24 protein-coding genes and 4 pseudogenes are annotated in these 26498 nt (G+C 44.7%); 13 read left to right on the top strand and 15 right to left on the bottom strand.

The window, feature by feature from the left end:
- Positions 1 to 24: 24 nt before the first annotated feature.
- The 4 genes from ACTJJI_RS24590 to ACTJJI_RS24575 all read right to left on the bottom strand — a co-directional run bounded on the left by ACTJJI_RS24590 (position 25) and on the right by ACTJJI_RS24575 (position 5799).
- Positions 25 to 2076 (bottom strand): EscV/YscV/HrcV family type III secretion system export apparatus protein, encoded by a 2052-nt coding sequence (locus ACTJJI_RS24590; RefSeq protein WP_440655907.1) that lies wholly within the window; start codon positions 2074 to 2076, stop codon positions 25 to 27.
- Positions 2077 to 2144: 68 nt separating this feature from the next.
- On the bottom strand, positions 2145 to 3248 hold the full coding sequence (locus ACTJJI_RS24585; protein WP_440655905.1) for an HrpJ domain-containing protein: 1104 nt from the start codon (positions 3246 to 3248) through the stop codon (positions 2145 to 2147).
- A 15-nt stretch (positions 3249 to 3263) separates the two neighbouring features.
- Positions 3264 to 4976, bottom strand: a complete 1713-nt coding sequence (gene sctC / locus ACTJJI_RS24580; RefSeq protein WP_440655903.1) for a type III secretion system outer membrane ring subunit SctC — start codon at positions 4974 to 4976, stop codon at positions 3264 to 3266.
- Entirely contained in the window at positions 4969 to 5799 is an 831-nt protein-coding gene (locus ACTJJI_RS24575; RefSeq protein WP_440655901.1) for a helix-turn-helix domain-containing protein, read from the bottom strand. The genes sctC and ACTJJI_RS24575 overlap by 8 nt, the downstream gene beginning before the upstream one ends.
- A 325-nt stretch (positions 5800 to 6124) precedes the next feature.
- On the opposite strand from ACTJJI_RS24575, the gene ACTJJI_RS24570 reads away from it, so the two are divergent.
- The 8 genes from ACTJJI_RS24570 to ACTJJI_RS24535 are packed head-to-tail and all read left to right on the top strand — an operon-like array spanning position 6125 to position 11074.
- Entirely contained in the window at positions 6125 to 7426 is a 1302-nt protein-coding gene (locus ACTJJI_RS24570) for a PrgH/EprH family type III secretion apparatus protein (protein WP_440655899.1), read from the top strand.
- A gap of 22 nt (positions 7427 to 7448) precedes the next feature.
- Positions 7449 to 7727 (top strand): type III secretion system needle filament subunit SctF, encoded by a 279-nt coding sequence (sctF, locus tag ACTJJI_RS24565; protein ID WP_440655897.1) that lies wholly within the window; start codon positions 7449 to 7451, stop codon positions 7725 to 7727.
- A 59-nt stretch (positions 7728 to 7786) separates the two neighbouring features.
- The gene (gene sctI, locus ACTJJI_RS24560; RefSeq protein WP_440655895.1) at positions 7787 to 8107 is read left to right on the top strand and encodes a type III secretion system inner rod subunit SctI; all 321 of its coding nucleotides are present in this window, start codon (positions 7787 to 7789) and stop codon (positions 8105 to 8107) included.
- 4 nt (positions 8108 to 8111) lie between these two features.
- A complete protein-coding gene (gene sctJ / locus ACTJJI_RS24555) occupies positions 8112 to 8873 on the top strand; it encodes a type III secretion system inner membrane ring lipoprotein SctJ (protein WP_440655893.1) in 762 nt (253 codons plus the stop codon).
- A complete protein-coding gene (locus ACTJJI_RS24550) occupies positions 8870 to 9457 on the top strand; it encodes a hypothetical protein (RefSeq protein ID WP_440655891.1) in 588 nt (195 codons plus the stop codon). The genes sctJ and ACTJJI_RS24550 overlap by 4 nt, the downstream gene beginning before the upstream one ends.
- Positions 9438 to 10127, top strand: a complete 690-nt coding sequence (locus tag ACTJJI_RS24545; RefSeq protein WP_440655889.1) for a hypothetical protein — start codon at positions 9438 to 9440, stop codon at positions 10125 to 10127. The genes ACTJJI_RS24550 and ACTJJI_RS24545 overlap by 20 nt, the downstream gene beginning before the upstream one ends.
- Positions 10111 to 10467 carry a hypothetical protein gene (locus ACTJJI_RS24540; protein ID WP_440655887.1) on the top strand — a complete coding sequence of 119 codons (357 nt, stop codon included), beginning with the start codon at positions 10111 to 10113 and terminating at the stop codon, positions 10465 to 10467. Before ACTJJI_RS24545 ends, ACTJJI_RS24540 begins: the two co-directional genes overlap by 17 nt.
- A gap of 58 nt (positions 10468 to 10525) precedes the next feature.
- Entirely contained in the window at positions 10526 to 11074 is a 549-nt protein-coding gene (locus tag ACTJJI_RS24535; RefSeq protein WP_440655885.1) for a lytic transglycosylase domain-containing protein, read from the top strand.
- A 22-nt stretch (positions 11075 to 11096) separates the two neighbouring features.
- On the opposite strand, the gene ACTJJI_RS24530 is transcribed toward ACTJJI_RS24535, so the two are convergent.
- Genes ACTJJI_RS24530 through ACTJJI_RS24515 form a run of 4 tightly spaced genes read right to left on the bottom strand, consistent with a single transcriptional unit; the run spans position 11097 to position 14293 of the window.
- Positions 11097 to 11723, bottom strand: a complete 627-nt coding sequence (locus tag ACTJJI_RS24530) for a hypothetical protein (protein WP_440655883.1) — start codon at positions 11721 to 11723, stop codon at positions 11097 to 11099.
- A 15-nt stretch (positions 11724 to 11738) separates the two neighbouring features.
- Positions 11739 to 12473, bottom strand: a complete 735-nt coding sequence (locus ACTJJI_RS24525; protein ID WP_440655882.1) for a hypothetical protein — start codon at positions 12471 to 12473, stop codon at positions 11739 to 11741.
- Positions 12463 to 13236 carry a hypothetical protein gene (locus ACTJJI_RS24520; protein WP_440655880.1) on the bottom strand — a complete coding sequence of 258 codons (774 nt, stop codon included), beginning with the start codon at positions 13234 to 13236 and terminating at the stop codon, positions 12463 to 12465. The genes ACTJJI_RS24525 and ACTJJI_RS24520 overlap by 11 nt, the downstream gene beginning before the upstream one ends.
- A 55-nt stretch (positions 13237 to 13291) precedes the next feature.
- Positions 13292 to 14293, bottom strand: coding sequence for a hypothetical protein (locus ACTJJI_RS24515; RefSeq protein WP_440655878.1), 1002 nt, complete (start codon positions 14291 to 14293; stop codon positions 13292 to 13294).
- A gap of 909 nt (positions 14294 to 15202) precedes the next feature.
- Here ACTJJI_RS24515 and ACTJJI_RS24510 point away from each other — a divergent pair.
- The 5 genes and pseudogenes from ACTJJI_RS24510 to ACTJJI_RS24490 form a co-directional block, all read left to right on the top strand.
- The gene (locus tag ACTJJI_RS24510) at positions 15203 to 15460 is read left to right on the top strand and encodes a DUF1471 domain-containing protein (protein ID WP_440655876.1); all 258 of its coding nucleotides are present in this window, start codon (positions 15203 to 15205) and stop codon (positions 15458 to 15460) included.
- 146 nt (positions 15461 to 15606) lie between these two features.
- Positions 15607 to 15765: a DUF5993 family protein gene (locus ACTJJI_RS24505; RefSeq protein WP_440655963.1), complete on the top strand. Its 159-nt coding sequence runs from the start codon at positions 15607 to 15609 to the stop codon at positions 15763 to 15765.
- A gap of 105 nt (positions 15766 to 15870) precedes the next feature.
- A complete protein-coding gene (locus tag ACTJJI_RS24500) occupies positions 15871 to 16347 on the top strand; it encodes a disulfide bond formation protein B (RefSeq protein ID WP_440655961.1) in 477 nt (158 codons plus the stop codon).
- Positions 16348 to 16633: 286 nt separating this feature from the next.
- Positions 16634 to 18775 (top strand): NEL-type E3 ubiquitin ligase domain-containing protein, encoded by a 2142-nt coding sequence (locus tag ACTJJI_RS24495; protein ID WP_440655874.1) that lies wholly within the window; start codon positions 16634 to 16636, stop codon positions 18773 to 18775.
- A 12-nt stretch (positions 18776 to 18787) separates the two neighbouring features.
- Positions 18788 to 18935 (top strand): annotated as a pseudogene (locus ACTJJI_RS24490) (ExeA family protein); the annotation flags it as partial.
- A 166-nt stretch (positions 18936 to 19101) separates the two neighbouring features.
- On the opposite strand, the pseudogene ACTJJI_RS24485 reads toward ACTJJI_RS24490, so the two are convergent.
- The 7 genes and pseudogenes from ACTJJI_RS24485 to ACTJJI_RS24455 form a co-directional block, all read right to left on the bottom strand.
- A pseudogene (locus ACTJJI_RS24485) lies at positions 19102 to 20188 on the bottom strand (IS256 family transposase).
- A gap of 121 nt (positions 20189 to 20309) precedes the next feature.
- Positions 20310 to 20804: a hypothetical protein gene (locus tag ACTJJI_RS24480; RefSeq protein WP_440655872.1), complete on the bottom strand. Its 495-nt coding sequence runs from the start codon at positions 20802 to 20804 to the stop codon at positions 20310 to 20312.
- 287 nt (positions 20805 to 21091) lie between these two features.
- Positions 21092 to 21817, bottom strand: coding sequence for a hypothetical protein (locus ACTJJI_RS24475; RefSeq protein WP_440655870.1), 726 nt, complete (start codon positions 21815 to 21817; stop codon positions 21092 to 21094).
- Between the two features lie 514 nt (positions 21818 to 22331).
- On the bottom strand, positions 22332 to 22586 hold the full coding sequence (locus tag ACTJJI_RS24470) for a hypothetical protein (RefSeq protein WP_440655868.1): 255 nt from the start codon (positions 22584 to 22586) through the stop codon (positions 22332 to 22334).
- A 53-nt stretch (positions 22587 to 22639) separates the two neighbouring features.
- On the bottom strand, positions 22640 to 24157 hold the full coding sequence (locus ACTJJI_RS24465; protein WP_440655959.1) for an aldehyde dehydrogenase family protein: 1518 nt from the start codon (positions 24155 to 24157) through the stop codon (positions 22640 to 22642).
- Positions 24158 to 24202: 45 nt separating this feature from the next.
- Positions 24203 to 24958: pseudogene (gene trpCF / locus ACTJJI_RS24460) on the bottom strand (bifunctional indole-3-glycerol-phosphate synthase TrpC/phosphoribosylanthranilate isomerase TrpF); the annotation flags it as partial.
- Positions 24959 to 25567: 609 nt separating this feature from the next.
- Positions 25568 to 26383: pseudogene (locus tag ACTJJI_RS24455) on the bottom strand (IS3 family transposase); the annotation flags it as partial.
- Positions 26384 to 26498 lie beyond the last annotated feature (115 nt).

Below are 26498 nucleotides of genomic sequence, written 5' to 3'. Positions count from 1 at the left end.
TTATGTCATGAAAAGAGTAAATTGTTATTCCTGAATAACAGCGATCACATCAACTTCAATACCACTGGTAACTTCGCCGAAAGAAAGCACCTGCATTTCAGCATAGCGACTCTCGATAAGTTTCTTAGCAAAACGTCTTATATCCACTGATGTTAACAGCACCATATCACGCGTATTCACACCAATTTCTTCAACCTTCTGGGTCATTATTTGTAGAATGCCATCTATTTCAGGTGGTGACAGATTCAGAAAACTACCACCAGATGTCTGTCTTATTCCATTACGGATCTGGTCTTCTATTTCATGCGATAACACCAACGCACGGATTTTTCCTTGATAAGAAAAACGATCAGAAATATATCGTGCCATCGCACCACGAACGTGCTCCACAAGCATAATTGGGTCTTTTTCCTTTGGTCCCCATAGCACGAGTGATTCCAGGATAAGCTTCATATTGCGAATGGATATTTTCTCTTGCAACAAGCGCTGAAACACCTCAGAGATTCGCTGAACCGTGCTATTCCTGTAACACTCTTTTAGGAGCTCTGGATACTTTTTTTCGAGGTCATCAAGCAATGATTTCGTTTCCTGAATACCGAAAAACTCAGTGATATTTCCGGTCAATAACGTTGAGACGCACACATAAAGCTCATCAATGGCATTACGCGTCAGATAACCCAGCTTTTTAAGCTTCTCGCATTTATCATCGGAGATCCAGTATGAAACACCGCTAGCATCCCCCAGTTTTTTTACACTACTATCTAATAATTGTAGTTCTTCACCGCGCATCAATACTTTACTCATGCCCGGAAGAATACTGTACGATGCAACATTAATTTCATTAATTAGAACCTGGACAGATTCGCAAACAGATTTTTCGCGATAGCTTACAGCAATATCTGGTAATCGAACGCCATATTCAATGAAGAAGGACTTTTTAAAGTAGGTTGATAAATTTTCCGGTGTTAATTGCCCTTTATAGCCTTCAAAGAGAGCCAAAATAAGTGGGATCGTTTCAGGGATAAAGTCTCCATCAATCGTCACAGTACTGGCCTTATCCTCTCCAGCTTTACCATCCCCCTCTTTACCCGCTTTACCTCCTTCTTTTTTCTTCTCAGCCAGCACGTGTTTCACAAACAGAGCCAGTAGCAGGAGCGACAACAGTACAAATACCGGAAAAGGAAAACCTGGTAGCAACCCCATCATAAAAGCAAGACATGCTGTTACAATCAGAATGAATTTGTTGGCGAACAGATCCTGAATAATTTTTGCACCAAGATTATTATCTTCACTATTATTTACGCGTGTTACAATGAAACCACCACTAATAGATATCAACAGTGCCGGGATCTGTGCTACCAGTGCATCACCGATGGTGAGGATCGTATATACTGATAGTGCGTGAGAAGCATCCAGTCCATGTTGAACCATTCCGACAGACATTCCACCAATGAAGTTTACAAAAATGATGACAATGCTGGCGATGGCATCCCCCTTAATGAACTTCATCGCGCCATCAAGGGAACCATAAAGCTGACTCTCAGCCTCCAGTGATTCACGTTTTTTCTTAACCCCAGCTTCATCAAGCACACCTGCTTTCAGATCAGCATCAATACTCATTTGTTTTCCGGGCATAGCATCCAGTGAGAAACGAGCAGCAACCTCAGCAATACGCTCAGACCCTTTCGTAATCACAATGAACTGCACCACCGTGACAATAAAGAATATGACGAAACCGACGACCAGATTATCGCCAATCACAAACTGACCAAAACTGCTAACAATTTCCCCGGCATCAGCATTCATCAGAATTAGTCGACTGGTACTTATCGAAATGGCCAGACGAAAAAGAGTACTTACCAGTAATATAGAGGGGAACGTAGAGTACTCGAGAATATTAGAAATATAAAATGACCCCAGAAAAATCAACAGAGCCATGGTCAGATTGAGACCAATGAGAAAATCAATCAGCCATGTTGGCAACGGAATAATAAGCATGACAATAACAAGAACCATCATTGTTAAAATGATGAGCTCCGGCCTTGACCGTACTTGTGATATAAATGTACCAAGCATAGATGTTAACACCACCTCAAATCATCAAATGCGATTGCACTCTTTTAAAATTATTGATACAGGGTTATTTACGAGTAATAATCATTCCAGATACCAAGACGCCTCTCTTTTTTATAAAGAGAATGCATCATATCCCGAATCATCTCAATCAACCGTAATCGGTCCTCATTATTGGCATAAAAGAACTCAGATGTTCTGGAAAAAACATCCAAAAACATCTGCACAAATGTAACACGGTGTTTAATCAACACTTTAAACATGAATCTTTTTACAAAAGAAGACAACTGTTGTGGAAATTGTTCATATTCCAGCAAGCCAGTCATAAATAGAGAGATTAGCTCTTCTTCCTGATTATTGCTCGGTTGCATTAAAAAAGGAAACGCAGCCATTTTTTCAATCAGCAGACTATCAATACTGTTCAGCCCTCTTGTTAGAAAAAGCTTCCCGGAGAGCTGACCAAATTCCATATCATTAATTCCTGGCGATACTGATTTCATATCACAAAGTAGCGCACTGAGCATAAATGCCAGGATCCTTTGTCGATGCTGGCAACCAAATTGTGTGACCCAATCCTGATAGAGGTAGCTGGCAGGAATATCCAACTCCAGAAAATTGAGATAGGCTGAACGTAATGCCTTCGCAGTCAGTGCCTCCTGCCCCTGAGTAAATTTTTTTGCCACCCGCGCAACATTGACACCGGATTGTGTTTTCTGGGTATCCGTAAATTTCTCCAGATCCGCGATAGCTTTCTGAAGCTCTCTCTTCTGTAACGCTGACAATTTCCGTCGATACAGAAGCTCACGTAGAGCCTGCATCAGATCGCAATCATCCGGAAACATTCCTCTTCCCTGGCGCAATAACTCAGCAGCGCTCATTTTTGATTTCACCATCTGGCTCACAAGACTCTCCAGATTTTCATCAGCCAGTTCTTCCAGAATCGAAGACAAAAAATCATTCTCTTCAACATTCTTCTTGCCACTCTTCCCTGCCGACCGTCCGAAAACGCTAACAAGATCCGCCATCTCCTCCATGGCATCGGCAATTTCAGCCTGTAAATCTACTGCAACAACAGGCATACCATCATCAACAGGTACTAAGGTACTTTCTCCGCTTCGAACTGACGAGGGATTAAAATCGCGGAAACTTTTCGTATCAACAGTACTGATGGCCATAACAATTTCTCCCAATCAATCCGTCAGATAGCTTTTCAGCATCGAGACCGTCGCCTGCAGGGTAATCTCACGACCACGTGAATCGATACCCAGCTCAGGATTTTTACTATCGAATCCCTGGAAAAATGATCCATTGTCCAGTAATTTCGGCTGTATCAGGAACATACGAATATATTGTTTATGTTCAGAATAGTGGTAATCAAATAACCGCCCGAGGAAGGGGATATCTTTAAGCAAAGGAATACCAATGTCTCCGTGTTCATCCTGGTCACGACTGTATCCCCCTACTAATAAACTGTAGTTACGTGGCACTCGAGCTTCAGTGCTAATTTGCGTATTATCCACCACCGGTAGCTGATCCACAGTGGACGGTTGGGCACCATTTGCCAGGGGCAGGCCACCATCCTGAATATTCAAAATCATTTCAATTTCACGGCTTCCACTCGACAGACGCGGTAACACACTGATTTGTGTTCCATAGGTAATTTTTTCCAGCGATGCCACCCGCTCTCCTGTAAGCCGTGCATAAAAACTGGTGTTGTTATCAAAGAGAGCAGGAATATTTTCTTGTGTCAGCAGCTCCGGATGTGACACCACCTGAGCATTCCCTTCCTGCGCCAGAGCACTGATATCGGCCAGGAAGTGCAGGCTGCCTTGTGGGGTCAGTGAGCTGGTATTAAAGGTAATACCTGAGTTCCCAGTTGATCCTGCTCCTTGCCACTTAATACCCAGTTCGTCAACATCATCTTTTGCCACATCCAGTATCCACAATGACAACTGGATCTGCTGTTTAGGGATATCAATCGCATCCACCAGCTGCTGCACATAATTGACCTGACTCGCAGCCCCCTCAACCAATAAACTATTGGTATCCGGGTACGCGACAATACTGATATCGTTATTGTCGCTACCGCTTTCCGGAGAGGATAAATGGCGCTGCCCAGCCTGGTTCATATTCAGAGGTGGTAATGCCGGATAACCTGGACCTTGTTTCCCTTCTACTGCCAATGCATCCCGGGTATCGCGATCGACGGTCACTGTTGCGTGTGGTAGTGCCTGCTCCCCATTCTGCCAGGAATTATTCAACAACTGTTTGAGCACCGTCGCGACCCCAGGGATCGTTACTGGAGTATCACGCTGTGTATAGCTGCGGTCGGTGACAAACGCATTCTTGAGATGAATCACCCGGATTTCATTTTTGCCAGTATTCGGTGTTCCGTAGGTCGCATCCATATATTTGGCTGCCGCAACCACCAGATCGACATAGACAGGAGGTCCTGAAATATAGAATGACCCAACATCACCATTTGCACGGGGAGGATATTGCTCATCATAAAGAGACGTTGATTTCAGAAAAGCCAGCAGGCGGGAAAACGGTGCCCGATTTAACTGCACAACCCGACTCTCTAGTTCTGTCACATCATAAACATAGATAGCACTGCCATCGTAGTACCAGACCGATGACGTTTTACCCGTAATATCCCGCAGGAAAGCCCATGGCCTGTTGAGATCAAAATTTCCTGTAACTCGCTTTTTACCTGCAAGATCGCTGACAATAACCGGTTTGTGTAATTCATCAGAGAGGACCGAATAAAGCTGCCTGACGCTGCTGTCGCTGGCGACATACGTATTATCCGTGCTTGCCAGTGCAGGCTGACCTGCGCTAACGATGATCGCACATACTAAGAATAATATTTGGCAAGCACGCTTTAGCGACAACTTATTCATATAATAAACTTTCCAGTCTCCTGAACTCTTTTGGCGTAATACCAAAAAAGGTCTTTATTTCTGTAGAAAAATGTGATGATGAAGCGTAACCATTGTCCTGCGCTACGCAAACCACGCTATTTTTACTTTCCATCAATTGCAGTACACTGAGAGCCGCACGCCATATTCTGAGTTGTTTTTTAGCACCGCGATGCAAATAACGATGGCATAACTTTCTGAAGTATGTTTGCGACACACCATATGAGCTACAAATTTCATAGACCCGGCCTGGTGCTTTCACCATATCCTTTTCACCCTCACTCGCTAACATCGACAGCAGATATTTGATGATCCAGTAACACTCACTGCCCCTGATAAAATCATAAAAACCTGAGAGCTCTTCCCTTTCCTGATTCTGACGATTCAACACCAACATTTCGGCGATCGAAGCCTCACTTGACTCTTTAATGATAAAACTGGATACCTTATCACTATCAATTTTAATAACAGGAAAATGACCGGTACCGCCTCCCCCTCCTTCTTCTGCATTTTCAGAAAAAGCCAATAATGTGGCGGCATCGTAAACCGGGAGTATTTCAATACACCATTGACCGTGTAGCTCAATCTTCGCGCGACCATGAATAGCTAAAATGAGGGGATAAAAAGGCCTGACCCAACCACTTCGCTTTCGTTTACAGGAAACACTAAAATAAGCATCACTTGATATTGCCGTCATTTTCACCAACTCTTCATTCATGACGAAACTTGTGTCAGAAACGTTTTTTTTTCGCCACAAAAATGATGGCCTTAAGTCGCATCTTTTATCATTTTCAGCATCATTCATATTTTGTCTCTCCCACTACATTACAGGGTACATTACAGGGTACATTACAGGGTTACCCCCTGCTAACCGGCATGAGGTGAACGGGCACAGCATGTCCTGCATAGCGAACATTAATAATCTACCAAAAAAAAAACAGGTCAACCCGCAAAATGCAGATATCATAAATAAAATAAAAGATCACAAAAAGATCATAAATATATGATTATTTTCATCTCACCCAGTAATTTACAACCTGCTCTTGACAGATATAATTACTCTCAGGTCGGCGAGAACCTTTAAGCCATCACTAACTCGATTTGGAAAATGCAACTGCATTAAAGAGAACATGCTAACGAATGAATCTGCCTCCCCAGGAGGGACTACCCAGGATAATGATCGTGGCACCCCACATGCATTGTCCTACACATTAAAAATCATGTTTGGTCCTATGTATGGTAGTGAGCTCTACTTGCCTGCAGAAGACTATTTATTGGTTATTGCATCTAATAAAGATTTAATGATTGATGCCAGTTCCGACCCTGACGGTAGCGAAAAAAAACAGCATGTGTGCTCTTATGTACAAAACACGCTGTTCATTCCTGCAGATGTTGACATGCCTAATATGGTGTTACATCTGTCGCAGAAACCTGTCCCCCTTAATGATGAGAATAGTGAGCAATTGCCTGTTACTATATACGATGGCAAGGATATGCTTAATGAGGCGATAACATTACAAACATACTTCCAGTATCAGAATATTCGCCTGGCGCTGAAAAAAGCTGACGACTCATGGGCTCATGAGGCACTCATAGCATCACAATTGGACGCCGATAAAGACGAATCAACTTCCACCGAGTCCTTGAGCATTATTCCGCGCTTAGCCGTCAAATATAACCGACGGATCTTTTTATATGGATTATTGCTATCACTGACGATGGTCATATCTGCAGCCATTTTTTATCAGCATTATCAGTCAACACACAAGATTATGTCATTATCGCAGCGATTAGCTGGGGCACCGAGTCCTGTGCTAATTCTTCAGGGAAGGGATGATAATATTTACGCCCTGGCGACGCACTATCGCGATCTTCAATGGTTACAGGCCGCGCTCATAAAGCTTCCTGACCAAAAAAACATTAAAGCACTATGGAAAGACAATGTGCGCACGGATATATTGCTCCAGTTACAGCAATCCGGCATTCCGGTATTACAACTAGATTTATCCTCCCCACAGTATCCTACATTACGCATATTGCAAGGAGTGAACAGTGCTCGTATTAAGGATCTTCAACAGCTTCTGCTAAAGAAAATGCCTTATGCCAGACATATTTATTTACATCAGTACAGTAAAAAAACAATTTTGGAAAGTGCTGAGAATGGCCTTAAACGGTTGCAAATCCCCTATCATCAAATTAACACTGTTCAAGGATACACATTTGAAATCCACAACCAACTCAGCGATGAAGCACTCACGGATTTACAAAACTTCATAGCCCAGTTTTACGTGCTCTGGGGTAATCACTTCATTAATTTCTCTATCAACCAGGATGAAAACTGGCTGCAAGGGAAATCGTACCTTGATGCACCGAATGGCTATTTATTTGTTGATCGGCATCACTGGTATTTTCCACCTGCCTATGCTTTTTAATCTTATCAAATGAGGTAATATAATGTCATTTCAAGTATCAGGTAATCAACCCATTGACCCGGTCAATCAAAATGATGGGTTTATTGATTATCTTAGTGGGGATTTTGATACCGGGTCTACCTCTCTGTGGAATGATCTAAAAACTGCCGAAGTGGCACTTTCAAAAGACCCTTCCAATCCATCTGTGCTTGCCAATTTTCAGGCGAAACTTCAGGAGTATACTCTTTATCGTAACGCCCAAAGCAATACAGTTAAAGTCGCCAAAGATATTGGTTCTGCCATCATCCAGAACTTCCGCTAGTTAACAGCCCTGTGAGTATGGTTTCTGACCATACTCATTTTTATTACCGAGGAAATATTATGCCTGGTATTTCAATTACTGCATTACCCTCCCTGACCAAATTAATGCCGGTCGATTCGGCCACAACATCAAACACAGCGTTGTCGTCAGAAGGGCACCTTGATAACTTCATCTCGCAAGCTTACCACCAGCTTAGTCAGCAGGATGCTCAGTACAAAAACGCCATTAATGCACTCAGTGCACCTCAAATGACGAGTGACCCGAATATGCTGGCGCAATTACAGGTTCGCCTGGGGGAATACAGTAACTACATCTCTCTGGTAACGACACTTGCCCGAAAATCGGTCAGTACGGTTGAGACTCTGGAAAAAGCGCAATAATCCTATGTTCAAGCATATGTTGACATCGTTGTTATTGGTCATCTGTTTAGTCACGCTGAGTGGTTGTAATGATAATGCGTTACTCAGCAACCTTAGCGAACAGCAGGCTAATCAGGTTCTGGCAGTACTCCAGCAACATAACATTGCTGCCACCAAGAGTGGTACGCTGAAAGCGGGCTATACCATCAGGGTACACAATGCGGACAGCACCAGTGCTTTATCGATTCTGAACCAATACCAGCTCCCAGCTCCTCCGGACGTGCAGATTGCGCAGGCGTTTCCCGATAGTGCGCTGGTGTCTTCCCCCCAGGCAGAACAGGCACGGCTGTTATCGATGGAGGAACAACGCCTGCAGCAATCATTAAAGATTATTCCGCAAATTGTTAATGCCAGAGTGCATATTAGCTATCCGTTGCAATCCGGTGATGGGGGGAGCGCCTCTCCCACAGAACATCTTGCCGTATTGCTCACCTACAGCGGTGTTGTAGATAAAAATGTCTTGATTTCACAGATTAAAACGCTGATGAAAAACAGCCTTGATAATATTCTTTACAACAATATTTCGGTAGTGCTTTTCCCGGCTCCACAGGTGCAATATTCTCCACCTACACGTGATGATCGTAATGGTAATCCGCTGTGGTGGTATGCTTTGTGCGGCCTTTTGTTCCTTGCCCTGCTCTGCTCTGGCGCATTGTTCTACTGGCTACGGCGTAAACAGGTATCAGTACAACAGCCGGTAAAAAACGAGGAGGGTGTTGCTGAATGACCACTCCTTTATGGTTGTCACATCTTGTAGTGATGTATCATCCCGTTGTCTGGTGCCATCACAGCCATATTCCCGAAAGCTGGCAGCGCTGGGTTGACAAACCTGCCGCTCATCCCTTGCTTAACCACTGGCTGGCTCGACAATACCAGCTTCTGGAGAGGGATTTGAGTATCAGCAAACGGGAAGATCACCTGTTGCAGTCCGCTATACAACACTGGCATCGTCTTCCTGATGCTGCCATGCTGATCGGTTCACTATTACTGCGTGACGATCTCTTAGCTCAGGGAAGACATCTCTTTTGCTCTTCGGCGGTACAAACTTTTATTGCACTTCCTTTACCCGAAGTGCAGTACCGCTCGGCCGACATGGTCATGCCCCCCCCCCTTTCTGCGGCAGGCCAGCCCCTGCAGACAGGGGCGTCCTTTTTATTTGCCCTATTCAGTCAGTTTTCTCCTGCGCTTCACAAACGGGCCCGGCTGCTTTTTCCACTCACTTTGGGGATCCCAAAGGGGGAAGCCCCTCTGACCCCTGCAAATATCAACTTACTCATCATGGCACTTAATCATGCGTACCATTTCTCTTGATGACCTTCCAGACACGGTGATGGAAGGTCCGTTGTTTAAGGCGGGTGAACGCCGCCGTGCACAACGCCATGCCGAAGCGTTAGCGCAAACCTACCAGCGCTGCAAAAATATGATTGACGAAACAACGCAACAAGTCTCGGCTCTACAGAAACAAGGATACGCTGCGGGATTTCATCTGGTTTTCCAGGAGCTCGTCTCATTTCTGGAGAATTGCATCGCGATGCAGCATCAGTTAATCACCCGCTACCAGCATTATTTGACCGAGCGGCTGCATACTCTTTTCAACGAACCCGCCGTCGCGGAACTAATCGTCACTCACCTTATGGATGAGATAGATGGCAATGAGCCACCAACACTGCTGCTGCCGGTAGGTCTTTCTTTGCCTCCTTCGTTGCAACATTTTCGCTGCCTGCCCTCTCCCGATAACAGCTTTGGTGTCCAGTACCGTGATCAGGCCATTCGGTTTTCTGCCATTCCTTTGTGTCAGCAGTTGACGGCAGACGCAATAAATTGCCAGGAGGCACTCGCCGCGGGACAAACACTGGACGCGCTACCCGGAGATTTTCTGCAAGAAATCATCACGATGCTGAAGGAGTTTCGCTCCACCAGCACCGCAACACACCATGAAAACAACTTAGAAGAGGAAGAAGAACATGATAGGGAAGACTGATACCCGTACAAACCATACCAATGTGAGTGGAGTGGATCCGATCGACCCGGATCAGGCTTATAAAGATATTGTGCTCAACTATCTACACCAGCACAACGAACTCCCCCCCACTGCTGAATTACTGAAAACGCTCAAATCACTCTATCCAGGTAAATCCCCTTCCCTGACAACCCTCTCCTCCACTTTGCTTGAGGCTGATGGTGAACTACGTGAAGAACAAGGGACTACGCCTTACACCAAGGCACTGGATTCAGCGGCCTGTCAGCTACTGGGACTGAACAGTCTGTATTCGTTCATGTTGAACAAGGCCTTCTCTCAGCCCGAGAGTGAGAACGATTAACCTACCAGGCCACAGAAAAAGGATTTTTTTGTGGCCGTCTTTCATACTCTAAATTTATATGTTGAAAAAAATCATCTGCCTGATGCTACTCTTCGTCAGCTGCAGGCCCGCACTGGCAGCAAATGATTGTATCTTGTATGCCGCCCGTTGTTTTCAAATTAACCCATTGCTTATTAAAGCGGTCATCTGGCAGGAGTCACACTTTGATCAGTGTGCTGTCAATATAAATGCTAACAAAACGCAGGACATTGGTCTTATGCAGATCAATAGCATTCATCTGCCAATGCTCAGAACGATGGGAATTAAACGAGAAGAATTACAAAATAGCGCCTGCGTTAATTTGCTTTCTGGCGCTTACATTTTACATCAGCAGATCATCAACCATGGATACTCATGGGATACTATTGGACGATATCATTCCAGCACTCCTGTCTTCCATGACCGCTATATTCACTCCCTGCTCATGATACTCAAAAACCGCTCCCTGCGAGAGCACTTACTCACCCTCCACATCCCCATACGGCAGCCGGACAAAATACAACAGCTATTTTCTGGCCGATGTGTCGTACCACAATTAACCATTGCGGATACAGGTGATATGAGATAACTGTAAGCCAATCGCTGGCATATTAGCCTCTCATCAATCCAAGAGTGCTATAGACCTGGTCACAGAAAGCCAGCGCAGCTTCTTTATACTGAGATTCTTCGTACTGAGGATCACTAAGGCGCATCCTGACAGGTTGAATGGCGTCTGACATCAGTTGACAACGGGTATTCTCCACTGCCGGTAAAACCCGCAGTATCTCCCTTATGTCATCAGAAAGCGGGTCCAGGCCAGAACGCAGTTTGGGTAATGATTCACCCAAAATACCACACGCAGCACGCAAATCTCTCAGTTTGTCTTTATCAGGGGGTTCATTCCGGTTAAGTGCACCATGTACATCTTGCGCCAGGGACAGAAACCGTGAATGAGTTACAGCCGGATGAGCATTATGATTTCGTACTTCTTTCATACGGTCATTAATCATGCTCACTACCCGATGTCGTAGATTATTGAATCTCTCGTTGCGATCGCGGCAAGACTCGACCGACTGATGATAACGTTCAAGGGATGAAAATGCCATTCGTAAAGGAGCGTTGGTATTACTTTCAACTCTCTCTATCGTATTCCTCAGTTCGCCCATTGCCTGACCAAGTGCAGAGTATAGTTTTTGGTTGGACTGAACACTGACTGCTCTGGAAATACCGCTGAGCATAATCGACTCCTTATATTAAATGGATTCTATTTCACCGATTTCAGTACGTATATCAAATGCCGCTGCTCCAGTAATTACACCGGTAATTTCAGCCTGCGTCATGGGCAGAAGTTGTTCAGCGTCAACAAACCAAAAATAGTGCCCCCTCACTGGCTCCGGGAAATTTGCGCCAAACGAACCGCTGACCTTGATTGGAGCTTTAAAGTCGAGTTTGACTTTTTTCATGGTTGCAATCATATTGATAGTGATTTTTGATTTTGCGGGTACCTGAACCGTTGCTGTTGCCTGGGAGCTTTTCCTCGTCCCCGTGGAGCCAGACTTACCGCCACTCACATTCAGGCTAAACTCCCAGCCGGTAGAAAATATCCCTTCAACCTTAAATTCTGTTTTGAATTGCATACCGGTGGTGACTGACAAATTCCATCCCATTGTCTCCGTCCATGCACCAACCACCATTAAGGCTATTTCTGCTGACTGGTCAGAGTGATTGACCGCCGTGTTACTGCCGACAATAACCTCCCCAGATTCCAGTGGACTCGACGCCAGGAACTGGGGCACCCCCAGAATTTTATAGCAATGCATAGCGTACTGCTGAGTAATGGGGGGTTGATAGCCTGAATAATAAGTCTCATCATTAAGAGCAAGACCATCTGGTTCTGTGCCAAAGATCGCTTTAAATTTGTTCTTTACACTGTCCGGGCTGCTACCAAGAGCAGAAAGATCAGAAAATAACAGATATTCAAGAGCCATAATCTCCCCTTTTGATTCGATGACGCATCACCCTGAAACGCCCATAGTATTTAGGTTTAGAAATGCAACTTTTCAGACATGGTTTACGAGTAATATCGCCTGCCTCACTTCCGGTACAGGAAATATCTTCTTTTCTTGTTAAATCATGTCGAGAACGAAAAAAACCATAGGATGAAATAAATTTTTCAAATGAATTATTATTGATTAAAAATTCATCATACACAGGATTGGTAAGTAGTTCCACTCTATTAAAAAAACAGACCTGGATTTGATTTATCTCATTGTTAGAAAAAACCTTACCGCCCCCAAACAGCTTAAAACATTCAATCGCCTGCCGATACGCCCCAATTAATGCTGCCCGACAATTTGTTGTATCCTGTGCAACGATAAATGCATCTTCTGCCTTCCATATATTTATTATCATTTGCAGTGCAGTTTTTGCTTCCTTAACATATTCATCATCACCATTACTTCCAGTATCATTAGATACTATAACTATAGGGGGGGGATCATTCATAGTGACAATTTCAAGGGCATTTGATTTACCCCGAAAATAATAATCATCAGTGCTAAAGCGATTATACGGTTCTTTGTCGCATGCTCGCCCTGCGGGAACGCTCATTTTGTTTTCATCATGATGTCTAATTGTCACCGCTGAATTTTTCACGCGTCTAAGAAACACTAAAGATGAAAGCCCTTTGCTGACTGTACGAAACACACCATAACAAAATAGTGATAAACCAGATGAATATGAGATTTGCATAATACCTCCCCCTGGTTAGAAACGAGCCTGTGTGTCTGCGTAAACAACTATACATTCATTCACATGTAATTTGACTCAATTTTTTCAGTATTTTCTTTTCCTGTACTTCTTCATATGCTCTATACAAGGTTGAATCACTGAAATTTTCGTTAGTCATTTTAATTACATCTCTAATCAAAGCACACTTTGTATTTATTGCATCACAGCCACCAGCGTACTCTTTAGCATACTCTTCTTGATAAGGTTGAAGCACAGGAAATATCAAAAAAGAAAACGCCCCTGGTAATTTATTCACCACATGTTCCTCTAAGTACTTATATGATGCAACAATTTCAGAAAATCTTGACCTATCATTATCGCTAAAGATTTCACTATTTGCCAGGCTTGAAATGCACTCCCTGGCATTTTGTAAACAGCTAAGCTCCTTATCAATCTCAGAACAAACCTCCTCCTTAATGTTACTAAATGCCTTTTGAAAAAATCTATCTATTATCTTATTGAAAATCACAAGCTTCATATAATTAGAAAACATATCTTCAGTAAAGTCTTTGTTGCACAGTTTTCCTTTCGTGTTATGTGTATCTTTCATCTCATTAAATATGTAATCAACTATCTCCTTTCGCTTCTCTGCTTCATCACGTTTAATCACTCGCAGGCATTTATCCGCGATAGCCTCAACCATAGCTTTTTCATGAACCATGATGTCATCAAACTCATTCCTACTCAAATCACCCATATTATTAATGATACCTTTCAATGAGCGTACTTCTTCTTTCAATTCTGGAAAGAGACAAGTTAAAGCCCTATTTCCAGCGTTATCCAACCTTTCTACCTGAGCATTCAAATATTTGGAATTATTAATCACATCTGCTATGTCTGTATATTTTTTCGCAACTGGTATGTCTGTATATCCTTTCGCTACGACTCGAATCCCCACTAAGCTATTAAAGACACGTAGTATCATATTCATAAATCGTCTAGGTAGAGACGGTTGTAAGCCTTTAGCGTTTTGAATTGGGGAATCAATATTTTTTTTAACAGGTGCTATGATTGTCATTTAAAGTCTCCCGAAACAGTTTTTTTCAGTTAACGTAAAAAACACTTTCTAGACTATAGGATAGTCATCTATTTACGCATTGCAATAATATAAAAAAATAGCACAGAATTACTAAACTGGCGGTGGTAAATGCCCCAACACAGAAGGAACCTAATCAAGTCCATCGAAATTATCCAGGCTCAAAAATCTGACGTAATAAGCCACCATTTCCAACGGCGTATCCCTGGTATATCCCAGGACATCATGGACGGTATTGACGCTAAAAAATTCCCCCGTAGTCAGTGTCTGTCTGTAGGTTGAGGAGTCTGAGCCACGGGCAAGGCTCCCATGAACAACATAAACCATACAGGGCACAATACTCTGGCCTTTGCAAAGTGGTATAGGGTGGAAGCGTTATTTTAACAGCGGTGAGCTCCGTGGACGATACAGGCAAAGGCAGGGCAGGGCAGGGCAGGGTATCGTATTGTATCTCTTGCTTTATTATAACTTCCACTTCCATTTTTCGACTCTCCGCGATGGGCAACCAGATAACCTGCATGGCAGTCCTCAGTAACTTTCTTAGACAACGACAGTATTGCTTCAGTGACATAGTCTCTCCTCCAGACTTTATATACTTTAATGGTACAAATATGTCGTCAGGTTAATTTAACCTTCCTGCGGATATAAAAGCATAAAAACACAACTTTATTCACTACACAAAACAACACGAAACCTACACAGCAAATAAAAGCATAAATACAATAAAATAAACCCGTTTCTTATAATGGGTAATATTCATTTAGATAAATAAGGCATTATAAATAGTTACAAAAACTTAACTATGTTTTCCTAAACAAAAATGACGCGCGAATAAAAATCATGCAATATAAAAATTGGGCAAACCCACAAATATAAAAGGGTATTATCAATATGAAAACAACTCTTCTGTTATTAATGCTGGCATCAGCAAGCGCCCTGGCAAACAACCTGCCAACGGTTATCAATACTGAACAACACAGTGAAATCGGGACGGTATCGGTTTCCTCTGTGCCTGGAACAATGGACGATGCAATCCATAAAATGCAAAAAGAAGCACAAGATCTAGGAGGAAAAACATTGTATATCACCTCGCTCAGTACCCCCGGACACTCCAGTTTCTGGCAGGGAACTGCCGAGGTTTATCGATAAATTACCTCCCTCCTCTCGAATGGCTTAAAAGTCTTTTCAGGGGGGGGTTCTTTTTTGATATAAAAAACATAAAAACCCCATTTTAATAGTAAATCCTGCACACAGCTTTTACTCTTCCATATACCACCTAAGGATTTAATGTGTACATGTTCCTTCCCTTTCTTCTGGCACTCAGCAATACGCTGGTTGCACTTTTTACAGTAAAAAAACCGATAATTAGTTATTTACTCTGCATTACCCTGATTATCGTTACTCTGCTCTCATTCTGGCACCATTTAACATCCCCTCTCAATATTTCCTTATAAGACAGGTTAATTGCGCCCATGATCAAAAAAAATAACTTGCATACAAAAAAACATCTCATTAAGTGGCTTAATATCGCTACGCTGTTCGCCATCGACATAGCTCTGATGGTTGCCTTTTACTATCAGTTTGACCGTAATGAACTCCCCTGCCCACTTTGTTTACTCCAGCGGACAGGACTTATCATTACAGGGCTTGCTTTTCTGTTTAACATCAGATTTGGTATCAAAGGAGGGCATTACAGTATTGCAATTCTGGGGGCGATCATCACCGGCTCGATTGCTGTAAGACAAATTTTGCTACACATCATGCCCAGGGATGCAGGATACGGATCCGTATTTCTCGGGCTCCATTTTTACACTTGGTCGCTGGTCACGTCAGTGCTCATTCTGATGGCCATCACTCTGATGCTCTCCTTATCGGGATCGGATAGTACAACCCCACCGTCATCCTCACGTCCTGGTATGGTGGTCATGCTGCTGTTTTGCGTGTTACTGGCCATCAATTTGCTTTCGACATTCCTTGAATGTGGTTTCGGGGAGTGTGCCGATAACCCCCTTCACTATCTGTTGCTGCAGAAATAACGTCACACTGACTATCTTACGGGAGACTCGAGGTGGCACGATAACCATTGGAAAGAGATTTGTTCAGTCAGTTGGCAGTACGATGCGCCACCGTAACCTGGCGGAACATTCCGTCCACCTGGTCCCTTGTCCACTGCGGCCATTTCGGCCATCACGCCAGCGATTCTCATGTCTCTTCTGCTATTCACCGCAACGGAACAACCATGAATCAGTCGATGAGCGTATTATGGAATAAACAACCAGACAGCGATGATACTATCAACGCAGACCGTTAATAATAGAGAGAATGTTTATTATGCCCTTTCAGGTTGGAAATGGATGTATTTCCGCTGCAATCAGCAGCAGATGCATTAAGGATATCGCCAGTTCTGACACTTCTCCTCACTTGAGCGTATGGGATAAAATTAAGGCGTTTTTCTGCTCAACGAAGAAGCCAGAAGTGCTGGAGCTCATCCGGCAGATTTGTCACCCGCCGGCCGGAACGACGCTGGAGCAGGTGGCCGGTAGATTTGAACAGCTCAGGACGTTCGCGTTTAGCGGATTTGCAGAAAACGTACAGTTCGGCCGGCACGGAGAAAAGCACTTCTGCATTCTGGACGAAAACAGCCAGGAGATGCTGTCGGTTACCATTGATGATGCAGGGAAGTATACCGTGAAGTGTCAGGAGCACCATGAAACCCACCATCTCACCCCGGACGCAGAACGGGGTGAGGAATGTCCAGAACATGCCACCGCCACAACGGCACCACAGACTCTAGAGGAGTATGAAGTGGTCTGGTCCGAGTGGAAAAAGGCTGCGCCATCAGCAGAGACCCATGACCGTGCTTTTGTGGTAGATGTCTTGCGTGACATCCACATCCATGACACATGTATTCTTCATCTGAACCGCCGGAGTATTTCCTCCTTACCGCCCTGTATTGAAATCATAGAAATCAACGATACCCTCGTGGCCAGCCTGTCGGCACTGCCGAATGGAGTACGGTATCTGAGTGTGAGTAACACTCCACTGACTAGTCTTTCGGCGTTGCCGGACAGTCTGGACACTATATATATCAACAATACCCAACTGACTGAACTGCCGAAACTGCCGGACAACCTGTTCAAATTAGTTATCAACGATGCCTTACTGACTGAACTGCCGGAACTGCCCGGCAGACTAAATTATCTTAGTATTTACATTCCCTCCCTGACCAACCTGCCGAAGTTGCCGGACAGCCTGACCAGTTTACAGATCACAGGTACCTTACTGACTGAACTACCGGAACTGTCCGGCGGACTAAGGGAGCTTCGGATTGAGATCCCCACCCTGACCAACCTGCCGGAGTTGCCGGACAGGTTGAGGACGATGGTGGTGCAAAACACCTCAATCACTAGTCTACCGGAAAGCATCACTCGCCTGCCTTCGGATGCTCGTATATATATAGCCAATACCCCTCTGTCAGAGCACACGCGCCAGACCCTGGAGACCATGACCAGTAGCCGGGGTTATTCGGGGCCCAGGATTAATTTCAATATGGCCGCTCCTTCCACTCCCCAGGAAGCCCGTCCGTTGCACCAGGCTGTCGCTGATTGGCTGGCGCCGGCGAAAGAGGGCGAACCCGCGCCCGATGACCGGTGGCAGTCCTTTGGACAGGAACATGATGCCACCTCCTTCAGTGCCTTCCTGGACAGGCTAGGCGAGACGAAAAACTGCAAAAAAAAAACCAGTTTTAAAGCACAGATATCGACCTGGCTGACGCAACTGGCCGAAGACGGTGAACTGAGAGCAAAAACCTTTGCCATGGCGACGGAGGCAACGTCAAGCTGCGAGGATCGGGTCACCCTTGCGCTGAACCAGATGAAGAACCTGCAACTGGTTCATGATGCAGAAAAAGGGAAGTATGATAACAATCGCCCTGAACTGGTTTCTGTAGGGCGTGAAATGTTCCGCCTGGAAAAGCTGGTGGAGATTGCCTGGGCTAAGGTCAACAAGCTGTTCTTCGTTGATGAAATTGAGGTTTATCTGGGCTTCCAGAATAAGCTGAAGGAGGTGCTTGAGCTGAGCAGCGTGACGAAGGAAATGCGGTTCTTTGACGTATCCCACATAACTGAATCAGACCTGCAGGCCGCCGAGATTCAGGTGAAGACCTCCGAAAACACACAGTTCAGAGAATGGATACTGCAGTGGGCACCGCTACGCAGCGTGCTGAAGCGCGCGTATCCGGAAGATTGGGAAACTCTATGTAAGAAGAAAATTTCGGATTATGACGATATATTTCAGATGCTGTCTGACACAGAGCTAAAACCGGCTGAGCTGGTCGGTAATACCGATGCTGAGCGTGCTGTCGGAACAAGAGCAATGGAGAGTACGGAACAGGCATTTCTTCAGGGGCTGAGCCCTCTGGCGGACAGGATGCTGGGCGAACATCTGAAAGCCCGATGGTCTTAACTGAGCCAGAATTTATCTGCCGTTCTGGCCGGACACCCAAAACTGCGTCGTCCGACGATGGAGGAAATCGGTTATCTTTACGCTGGACAGGATCACCGGCAGCCAGAGTGAATATATCCAGTGGCTGCTGAGGACTAGCACCGGTAAAGGTAAGCGGGAAGTAAGCGCCCCGGGAAGGAAGTGAGGTAAAAATTAGTTTACAGAGAGGGTGACGTTCCAGGGCAACAGCTCTTTCACGCAGTTGGCAGGCCATGTATTGATGACGTTGATCACGTGACGCAACCAAGCTTCCGACCCTGTACACGATTCTGTGTAACTGCTTTTTCTCAGAAGTGACCGTCCAGGGGCGGTCACCGAACTCGATAATAAAGCGGCTCATTGCCATACGCCAGTCCCTCAGCGGCATTCGTTGTGTAGATCACCTTACGGATGTCTGCCGGGTAAGCGAAGAACGTCACCAGGTTGGTCCAGTTTGCCTGCCAGCTCCGGCTTATCTGCGGGTAGCGGCTGTCCCAGGCGCTGGCGAACGCTTCCAGCGCCTGCTACCCTGCTTCTTCCGTGGGGGGCCTGATAGATGGCTTTCAGGTCGCAGGTGACGGCTTTGTAGTCCTTCCATGAGGCGAACCGCAGGCTGTTGTGCACCATATGCACGATGCACAGCTGGATGCGGGCTTCCGTATATACCGTGTTGATGGCATCCGGGAAGCCTTTCAGGCCGTCGACACAGGCGATGAGTATATCGCTCAGGCCGCGGTTTTTGAGTTCTGTCAGCACATTGAGCCAGAACTTCGCGCCCTCGTTTTCGACCAGCCACATACCCAACAGTTCTTTCTGGCCTTCGATGCTGATACCCCGCGCCAGGAACACGGATTTATTGATGACGCGACTGCCCTACCGGACCTTCAGGACGATACAGTCAAGGTAAACAATGGGATAAACCGCATCCAGTGGACGATTCTGCCATTCGGTAACCTGTTCCATCACGGCGTCGGTGACCTTCGAGACCAGCGCCGGTGAGACATCGGCGTCATACAGCTCTTTGAACCCTGCAGCTATCTCGCGGGTGGTCATCCCGTTGGCGTACAACGATAAAATCTGGTTATCCATCCCGGTGATCCGTGTCTGGTTTTTCTTCACCAGTTGCGGTTCGAAAGAGCCATCACGATCGCGTGGAGTGCGTAGTTCCAGAGGGCCATCGCCGGTGGTAGCGGTCTTTGTGGAATAGCCGTTGCGGGAGTTAGCACCCGGTTTAGGCTGGTTTTTATCGTAGCCCAGATGGTGGGACATTTCGGCGTTGAGAGCCGCCTCAACGCTGATTTTCTTCAGCAGGCGATCGAACTGGCTGAGATCGTCAGGGGTTTTGAGATTTTTGGACAGTTCATTAGCCAGAGCCTGCAACTGTTTTTCGTCCATAAATTAACCTTCATTTGATGCTGGATTGAACATATCAAAATCAGGTAATTACACAAATTTATGTACAGGCTCGCCTTATCGGCGAATTTGAAATGCCTCCGGCTATGCCGGAGGATATTTATTAGGTTTTTCTTTTTATTATCTCTTGCATTTCTGAAACAACAGGCTTGAATTGTTCCCTCAGTTCGCAAGAAGGTGAAGCTGAGCCTCCTGAGTTTTTATTCACCTCCCTCACAGGGCCATATAGTTGATTATCTTCTGCCCAACCATCCCAACCATCCCAATCCTTACCCCCTCCTAAAGGAGCTTTTGTTTTAGCATCGACATAATATTCATCACATTTCACCACCATATTCTCAGCAGAATTATTATTTACTCGTTTCAATTGTTCCAACATACCCCCATATTTTTGCAAGCTACGACCGTATTTCGTGTTCGTTCCTGCTGCATTTGGAAATCGAGCTATAATAGAACTTATTTTTGCCTCAATCATTTCTCTTGCAAATTTACTATCTTTATCCCTCTGAGTTTCCAAAGCATAGGTGATAGCGGCCTCACTACTTCTTCCACAGTGTGCTTTAAACCAGGTTGGTAGGCTAGTAACTGGTGATAACATATAATACCTCATATTGATTTTTGTATTAAAAAAGCAATGCCAGCTTAATATAAATCACGGCCTAAGGATTCATATATCTAAAATCGACACAACGTTCAGATATACATAAATAATGAGATCATAAACAGCAGGAAGAATATACGGTCTATTCAGTCTAACACAGCTGAAGCTGAGCCATGAAACAGTTAATGGCATCATGGCTCAGTGTCAACATTATTTTCGAGAAAAATCTGGCATCTTCAGATAAAAGGTGCGATTTAAACTGGTTTTGCAGCTCTCCGGGAACTTTACATGGCTTCAGATGCTCCACCTGAAAGGTATTTACTCGCAATTTTATCCAGCATCAGACCAAACTCAGAAGGAGTGATTATCCCTTTAGCTTGACATATTTTACCCACTTTACATAAAATTTTTCTTTCTGCATATTCCCTGAATGTTGCCTGTCTATTTTTGTTTAAAAATAGTCGGGGGTATCTTCGTTGGGTAGATGAGATAATAGCCGTTAAAAATGGATTTGCTCCAGAACCGGCAGGAATAAAGATATCATTATGCATTTGACCTTCAAGACCCACGTTTTTCGCTGCATACCCAGCCTCTCTCAAATACTCTGAAGTATCAAGTCCCAAGGAAATCATTTCTTTGCAAAAGACATCCTTTTTATTGCTATAAACTGATGCCAATGCAGCATCACATGCCTGACTGGCATAAACGGTGTCTTGCTTTGCTTTTTCTATTAAATCTAACGCCTCAAGCTTTTGGATAATAAAACTCTTAATTGTGTTATGGCTAATAGCTTGAGCTCTAACTCTATGGTGCAATGAATTAATATTCTTAACGTTATTTCTTGCATGGCGCAATTTCAAGCATCGATTTTTAAAGCTGGTTGTAGTATTTTTTACTCCCTTTAAAAATCTAAAGGGAAATCTTTTGTGCGTTTTTTTACGTTCAGAACCATTCTTTGTGCTACGATAATAACTGGCATGGTAATCATATGATGTTATATAAGTCATCATAACTCTCCTTTCTAGTATGCATATAATTAAAAAGAGGAACCGATTACTACAAAATACTATTATTTAAGCATCAAGCTGACACTTCAGAGTTCAATAACACATGTGTAATACGCGCTTATCTGCTGGAAACAATGTTATTTCCACCGCAATCAGCAGTAGCTGCACAACAACAGCGCCCTCAGATATTTTTCCGGAAATTCACACGTGTGAGAGGATTGTAGCCTTTTTCTACACAGAACATCCGGGATATCAGGTCTGACTGCATGGTAAGGACGTTGCTAACCGGACACCTTAAAGTCCGTGGGTCATATTGAACCTGAAAGGTCCTCATGAAAGAGAACTGCCCGGAAGTAAATCAGGCTTCCGGACAACCCCGCTACCTTATGGTAAGACAAAGAAGAGCATAAAATATTCAGGAAAACGAACATGACACTTACAATTTTTTCGAAAAAATATCTTGCGATTCAGGTTTACACCACATAGATAAAAAGCACCGAGCCACTTCACTGTTATTTTAACAGCGATGAACATAACCTGGTTTTCTTGAAACCATGCGTGCAATATTTCGTGAAATTTCTTCACCCACCGTTATCTTATCCCCTGATTGTTTACGCTTTTCCCCAACTGGACGATTTCCATTCTGCATCGCAGAACTCCGGACCAGGCCGATATAACGACCAGATTTCACTGAATACTCCTGCTCCTTAGGCTTATACTTAGGCCGCGGAGTGGTACAACCCGGCACAACCAAAATACCGCCGATGAACATACATGTTCTCCTCTACATTATACTCTTGTACGAATGCATCCGGTTATGAAAAACTAAAAGAATCCCTGAGGTTCAGAGGTAAAGCTACTGATAATACTTTTCGTCTGCTGATAGTTTGCAATCGCCATTTTATGCGTTTCCCGGCCAACCCCCGAAAGTTTATAGCCACCAAATGCAGCATGAGCAGGATAAACATGGTAGCAATTAACCCAAATCCGGCCCGCCTGTATTCCTTGCGACATACGATGTATGGTCTGCGCATTGCGTGACCATACACCAGCACCCAGGCCGTATACCGTATCATTCGCAATTTCCAGCGCCTGCTTTAGCCCCTCAAACGGCGTGACCCCCAGCACTGGGCCGAAGATCTCCTCCTGGAAGATCCGCATATTATTATTGCCTTGTAACAAAGTCGGCTGAATATAATACCCATCTGGGTATTCGTCCACTTCAGCCCAGTGCCCTCCCATCAGCAATGATGCACCTTCTTTTTTTCCAAGATAAATATAATTGAGAATTTTATCAAACTGCTCACGTGAAACCTGCGCACCAATTTGCGTATCAGTATCCAGCGGGGACCCCTGTTTTAATGCCTGACCACGGAGGATGACATGTGTGATAAACGGATCAAATATAGATTTCTCGATCAGGGCTCTGGATGGGCAAGTACAGACTTCCCCCTGATTAAAATATCCCATCAGCATTCCTTCAGCACATTTATCTACGTACGATGACTCCTGTTGCAGAATGTCCGAAAAATAGATATTGGGTGATTTTCCGCCAAGCTCCACCGTTGAAGGAATCAATAAATTAGCAGCATTATGTAGTATTTTTCTTCCTACTTCAGACGACCCGGTAAACGCAATTTTGGCGATCCGGGACGAAGTCGCCAGCGCAATACCGGCCTTCATCCCCGTGCCATTAACAACATTAACAATACCCGGTGGCAACAGATCAGCAATCAATGACATCAGTACCATTACTGACGCAGGTGTTTGTTCTGCAGGTTTAAGTACCACACAGCACCCGGCAGCCAGAGCGGGTGCCAGCTTCCATGCAGCCATCAACAACGGGAAATTCCAGGGAATAATCTGTCCCACAACACCGATCGCCTCTTTGAGATGAAGCACTTGCGTTTGGGTATCCAGCATCACTGCGCAACCTTCTTCAGCGCGCAGACAGCCCGCAAAATAGCGGAAGTGATCAACCATCAGCGGAATATCGGCCGCCAGACATTCCCGAATTGGCTTCCCATTGTCCCAGGTTTCTGCGACTGCCAACATTTCTGTGTTCTGTTCAATACGATTAGCAATGTTCAGCAGCAACTGACTACGCTCCTGGATTGATGTCTGGCTCCACTCGGGAAAAGCTGCATGGGCTGCATCCAGCGCAAGATTAATATCGTCGTCGTCAGAATCTGCTACCGAACAAAAAACATTACCATCGACAGGGGAAATGTTATCCATATACATTCCCGCAGTAGGCCGACACCACTCCCCTCCAATGAAATTATCATATTTTTCTGCGAAGTTAATTTTCGCCCCTTCAGTGTTAGGCATTGCATATTTCATCATCACTCTCACTATATATAAAATAGAATCTTAAACGATAAGGCTCTTTACAGCTCTTTCCAAATTATCCTCAGACATCAAAGAACTACCAATTAAAAAACCATTAGCATACTGACTAAGGTCCTCAATCTGTTGCCGAGAATAAATACCAGATTCACTAATGATCGTCATATCTGCGGGGAAAAGTGGAGCTAAACGTCGGGTTCGCTCCAAATCAATAGACAGGTCTCGTAAGTCGCGATTATTAATTCCCACAACTTTGGCGTCTAATTTCACCGCTCGCTCAACCTGCTCTTCATTACTAACCTCAGTCAAAACACCCATATTTAATGTATGGGCTACGTACGTTAAATGCTTATAACTTTCATCATCCAGAATGGATAGCATCAATAAAATAGCATCAGCTTTAAAATGCCGGGCAAGATAAACCTGATACTCATCAATGATGAAGTCTTTACACAAAATTGGCTGACTGGCAAGTTTACTCACCTGCATCAGATATTCATAGCGCCCCTGAAAATATTTTTCATCAGTAATTACAGAGATAACATCAGAATATTCCCTGTATACATCAACGATAGATTCAATATCGAAATCACTTCGTATCACCCCCCAGGACGGAGAAGCTTTTTTACACTCAAGAATGAATGCCAATTCGTTTTTCTTCTGTAGTGCCTGATAAAACGAACGCTGACTATTCCTAAGTCGCCACTTAAAACTCAGCAAAGGTAATAGCTCTTTCTGTTGTTTTATCCATACAGATTTATCTTTTGTGATTTGTTGTAAAATATTGCCATCCATCCCCTGCTCCTATTTCATTAGATGCCTATTTTATAGACTCACAATGCTTACCAGAACAACTTCAGAAAAAAAAATAAACAACTCAATGAATGGTTTCTATCATAAATCGACACTACATAGCACAGCCATACTTATACAAAATTTTACTTTCGACTTTAAAACACCAAAAAAAACCCGCTGGCTAGCGGGGGAATAATAAAAACATAACATAACATAACATAACATAACAAAGAGCAGGTATAGTGCCACCTTCCCGATTCTAATAAATACAAAATTTCGGCAACTGCACTCTCTGAACTATTCTGTCACATTAGCGGTGACAGGTCGGAAAAAGCTTAATTTACCGGGATTTCAGGTGGATAAAAAGATAAAACTGCTTCGCCGGCAACAATCCATCAATTCGCGGATGCCTATATACAAAATTTTCACCCAGCGAAATGACCTGAGCCCCAGTATCAGCCGTATCCGACAATTGATATTACTATGGTCTTGCTCAACCTGATTATTAAGCTACTTACTCTGCATGGCCGTTTTTGGGGTGCGTACGATTTCCTGGACTCTCAGGAGATAAAACTGGACTGACCCCACAACAGTAGACATTTCCTGTCCTCACGACGAGGCCTGTTCAAAGGCCTCCGGACTGACGCCGCCGAGGTGACTGTGGCGCCGGGCCCGGTTGTAGAACACTTCAATGTAATCGAAGATATCGGCCCGGGCCAGATCCCGGGTTTTATAGATACGTTTTCTGATCCGTTCTTTTTTCAGTGAACTGAAGAACGATTCAGCCACTGCATTATCCCGGCAGTTGCCACGCCGGCTCATACTCGGGGCCAGATTATTGGCCCGACAGAACCGTTGCCAGTCGTCGCTGCCATACTGGCTGCCCTGTCTGAGTGCACGATGACCTCGCCGTCCGGTTTTCGCCGCCAGACGGCCATCATCAGCGCGTCGAGTGCCAGTTCGCGTGAGAGAGTGGGCTTCATCGACCAGCCGACCACATTACGGGCGAAGAGATCGATAACCACCGCCAGATACAGCCAGCCCTGCCAGGTGCGGATATAAGTAATATCTGTGACCCAGACCTGATTGGCCCGGACAACAGTAAACTGCCGCTGCACGCGATTAGGGGCAACCACTGAAGGTCGGCCGGCGATACGACGCGGCGCTTTATAGCCGCGCACGGCTTTGATCCGGTTCAGTTGTATAATACTACCCACCCGGTTTTTTACCGCAGGTCTCCCCGATTTCGTTCAGGTCGCCATGAACCCGCCGGTAACCGTATACGCCTCCGCTCAGTGAATATAAGTCACGGATAAGCGTCAGCAGGCGCTGGTTATCTTTATCGCGTGCCGAGACCGGGTTATGCAGCCACGCGTAGAACCCGGCCCGGGCGACATTCTGTACCCGACACATTGTCATCATGTTACCAACGGTGCAAAACTGATCCACCCCAGCGGTTGAAAATTGATCCAGGGGTTAATCTGCTCCTCTGAATACAGGGGAGCTTATGATCACTTTTGAGATTCGTATGGAAATTAAA

Source organism: Enterobacter sp. 22466, assembly GCF_052044775.1.
Classification (GTDB): Bacteria; Pseudomonadota; Gammaproteobacteria; order Enterobacterales; family Enterobacteriaceae; genus Enterobacter; species Enterobacter dissolvens.
The sequence above is the reverse complement of the archived record's forward strand: the minus strand, read 5'-3'. Positions and strand labels throughout refer to the sequence as shown.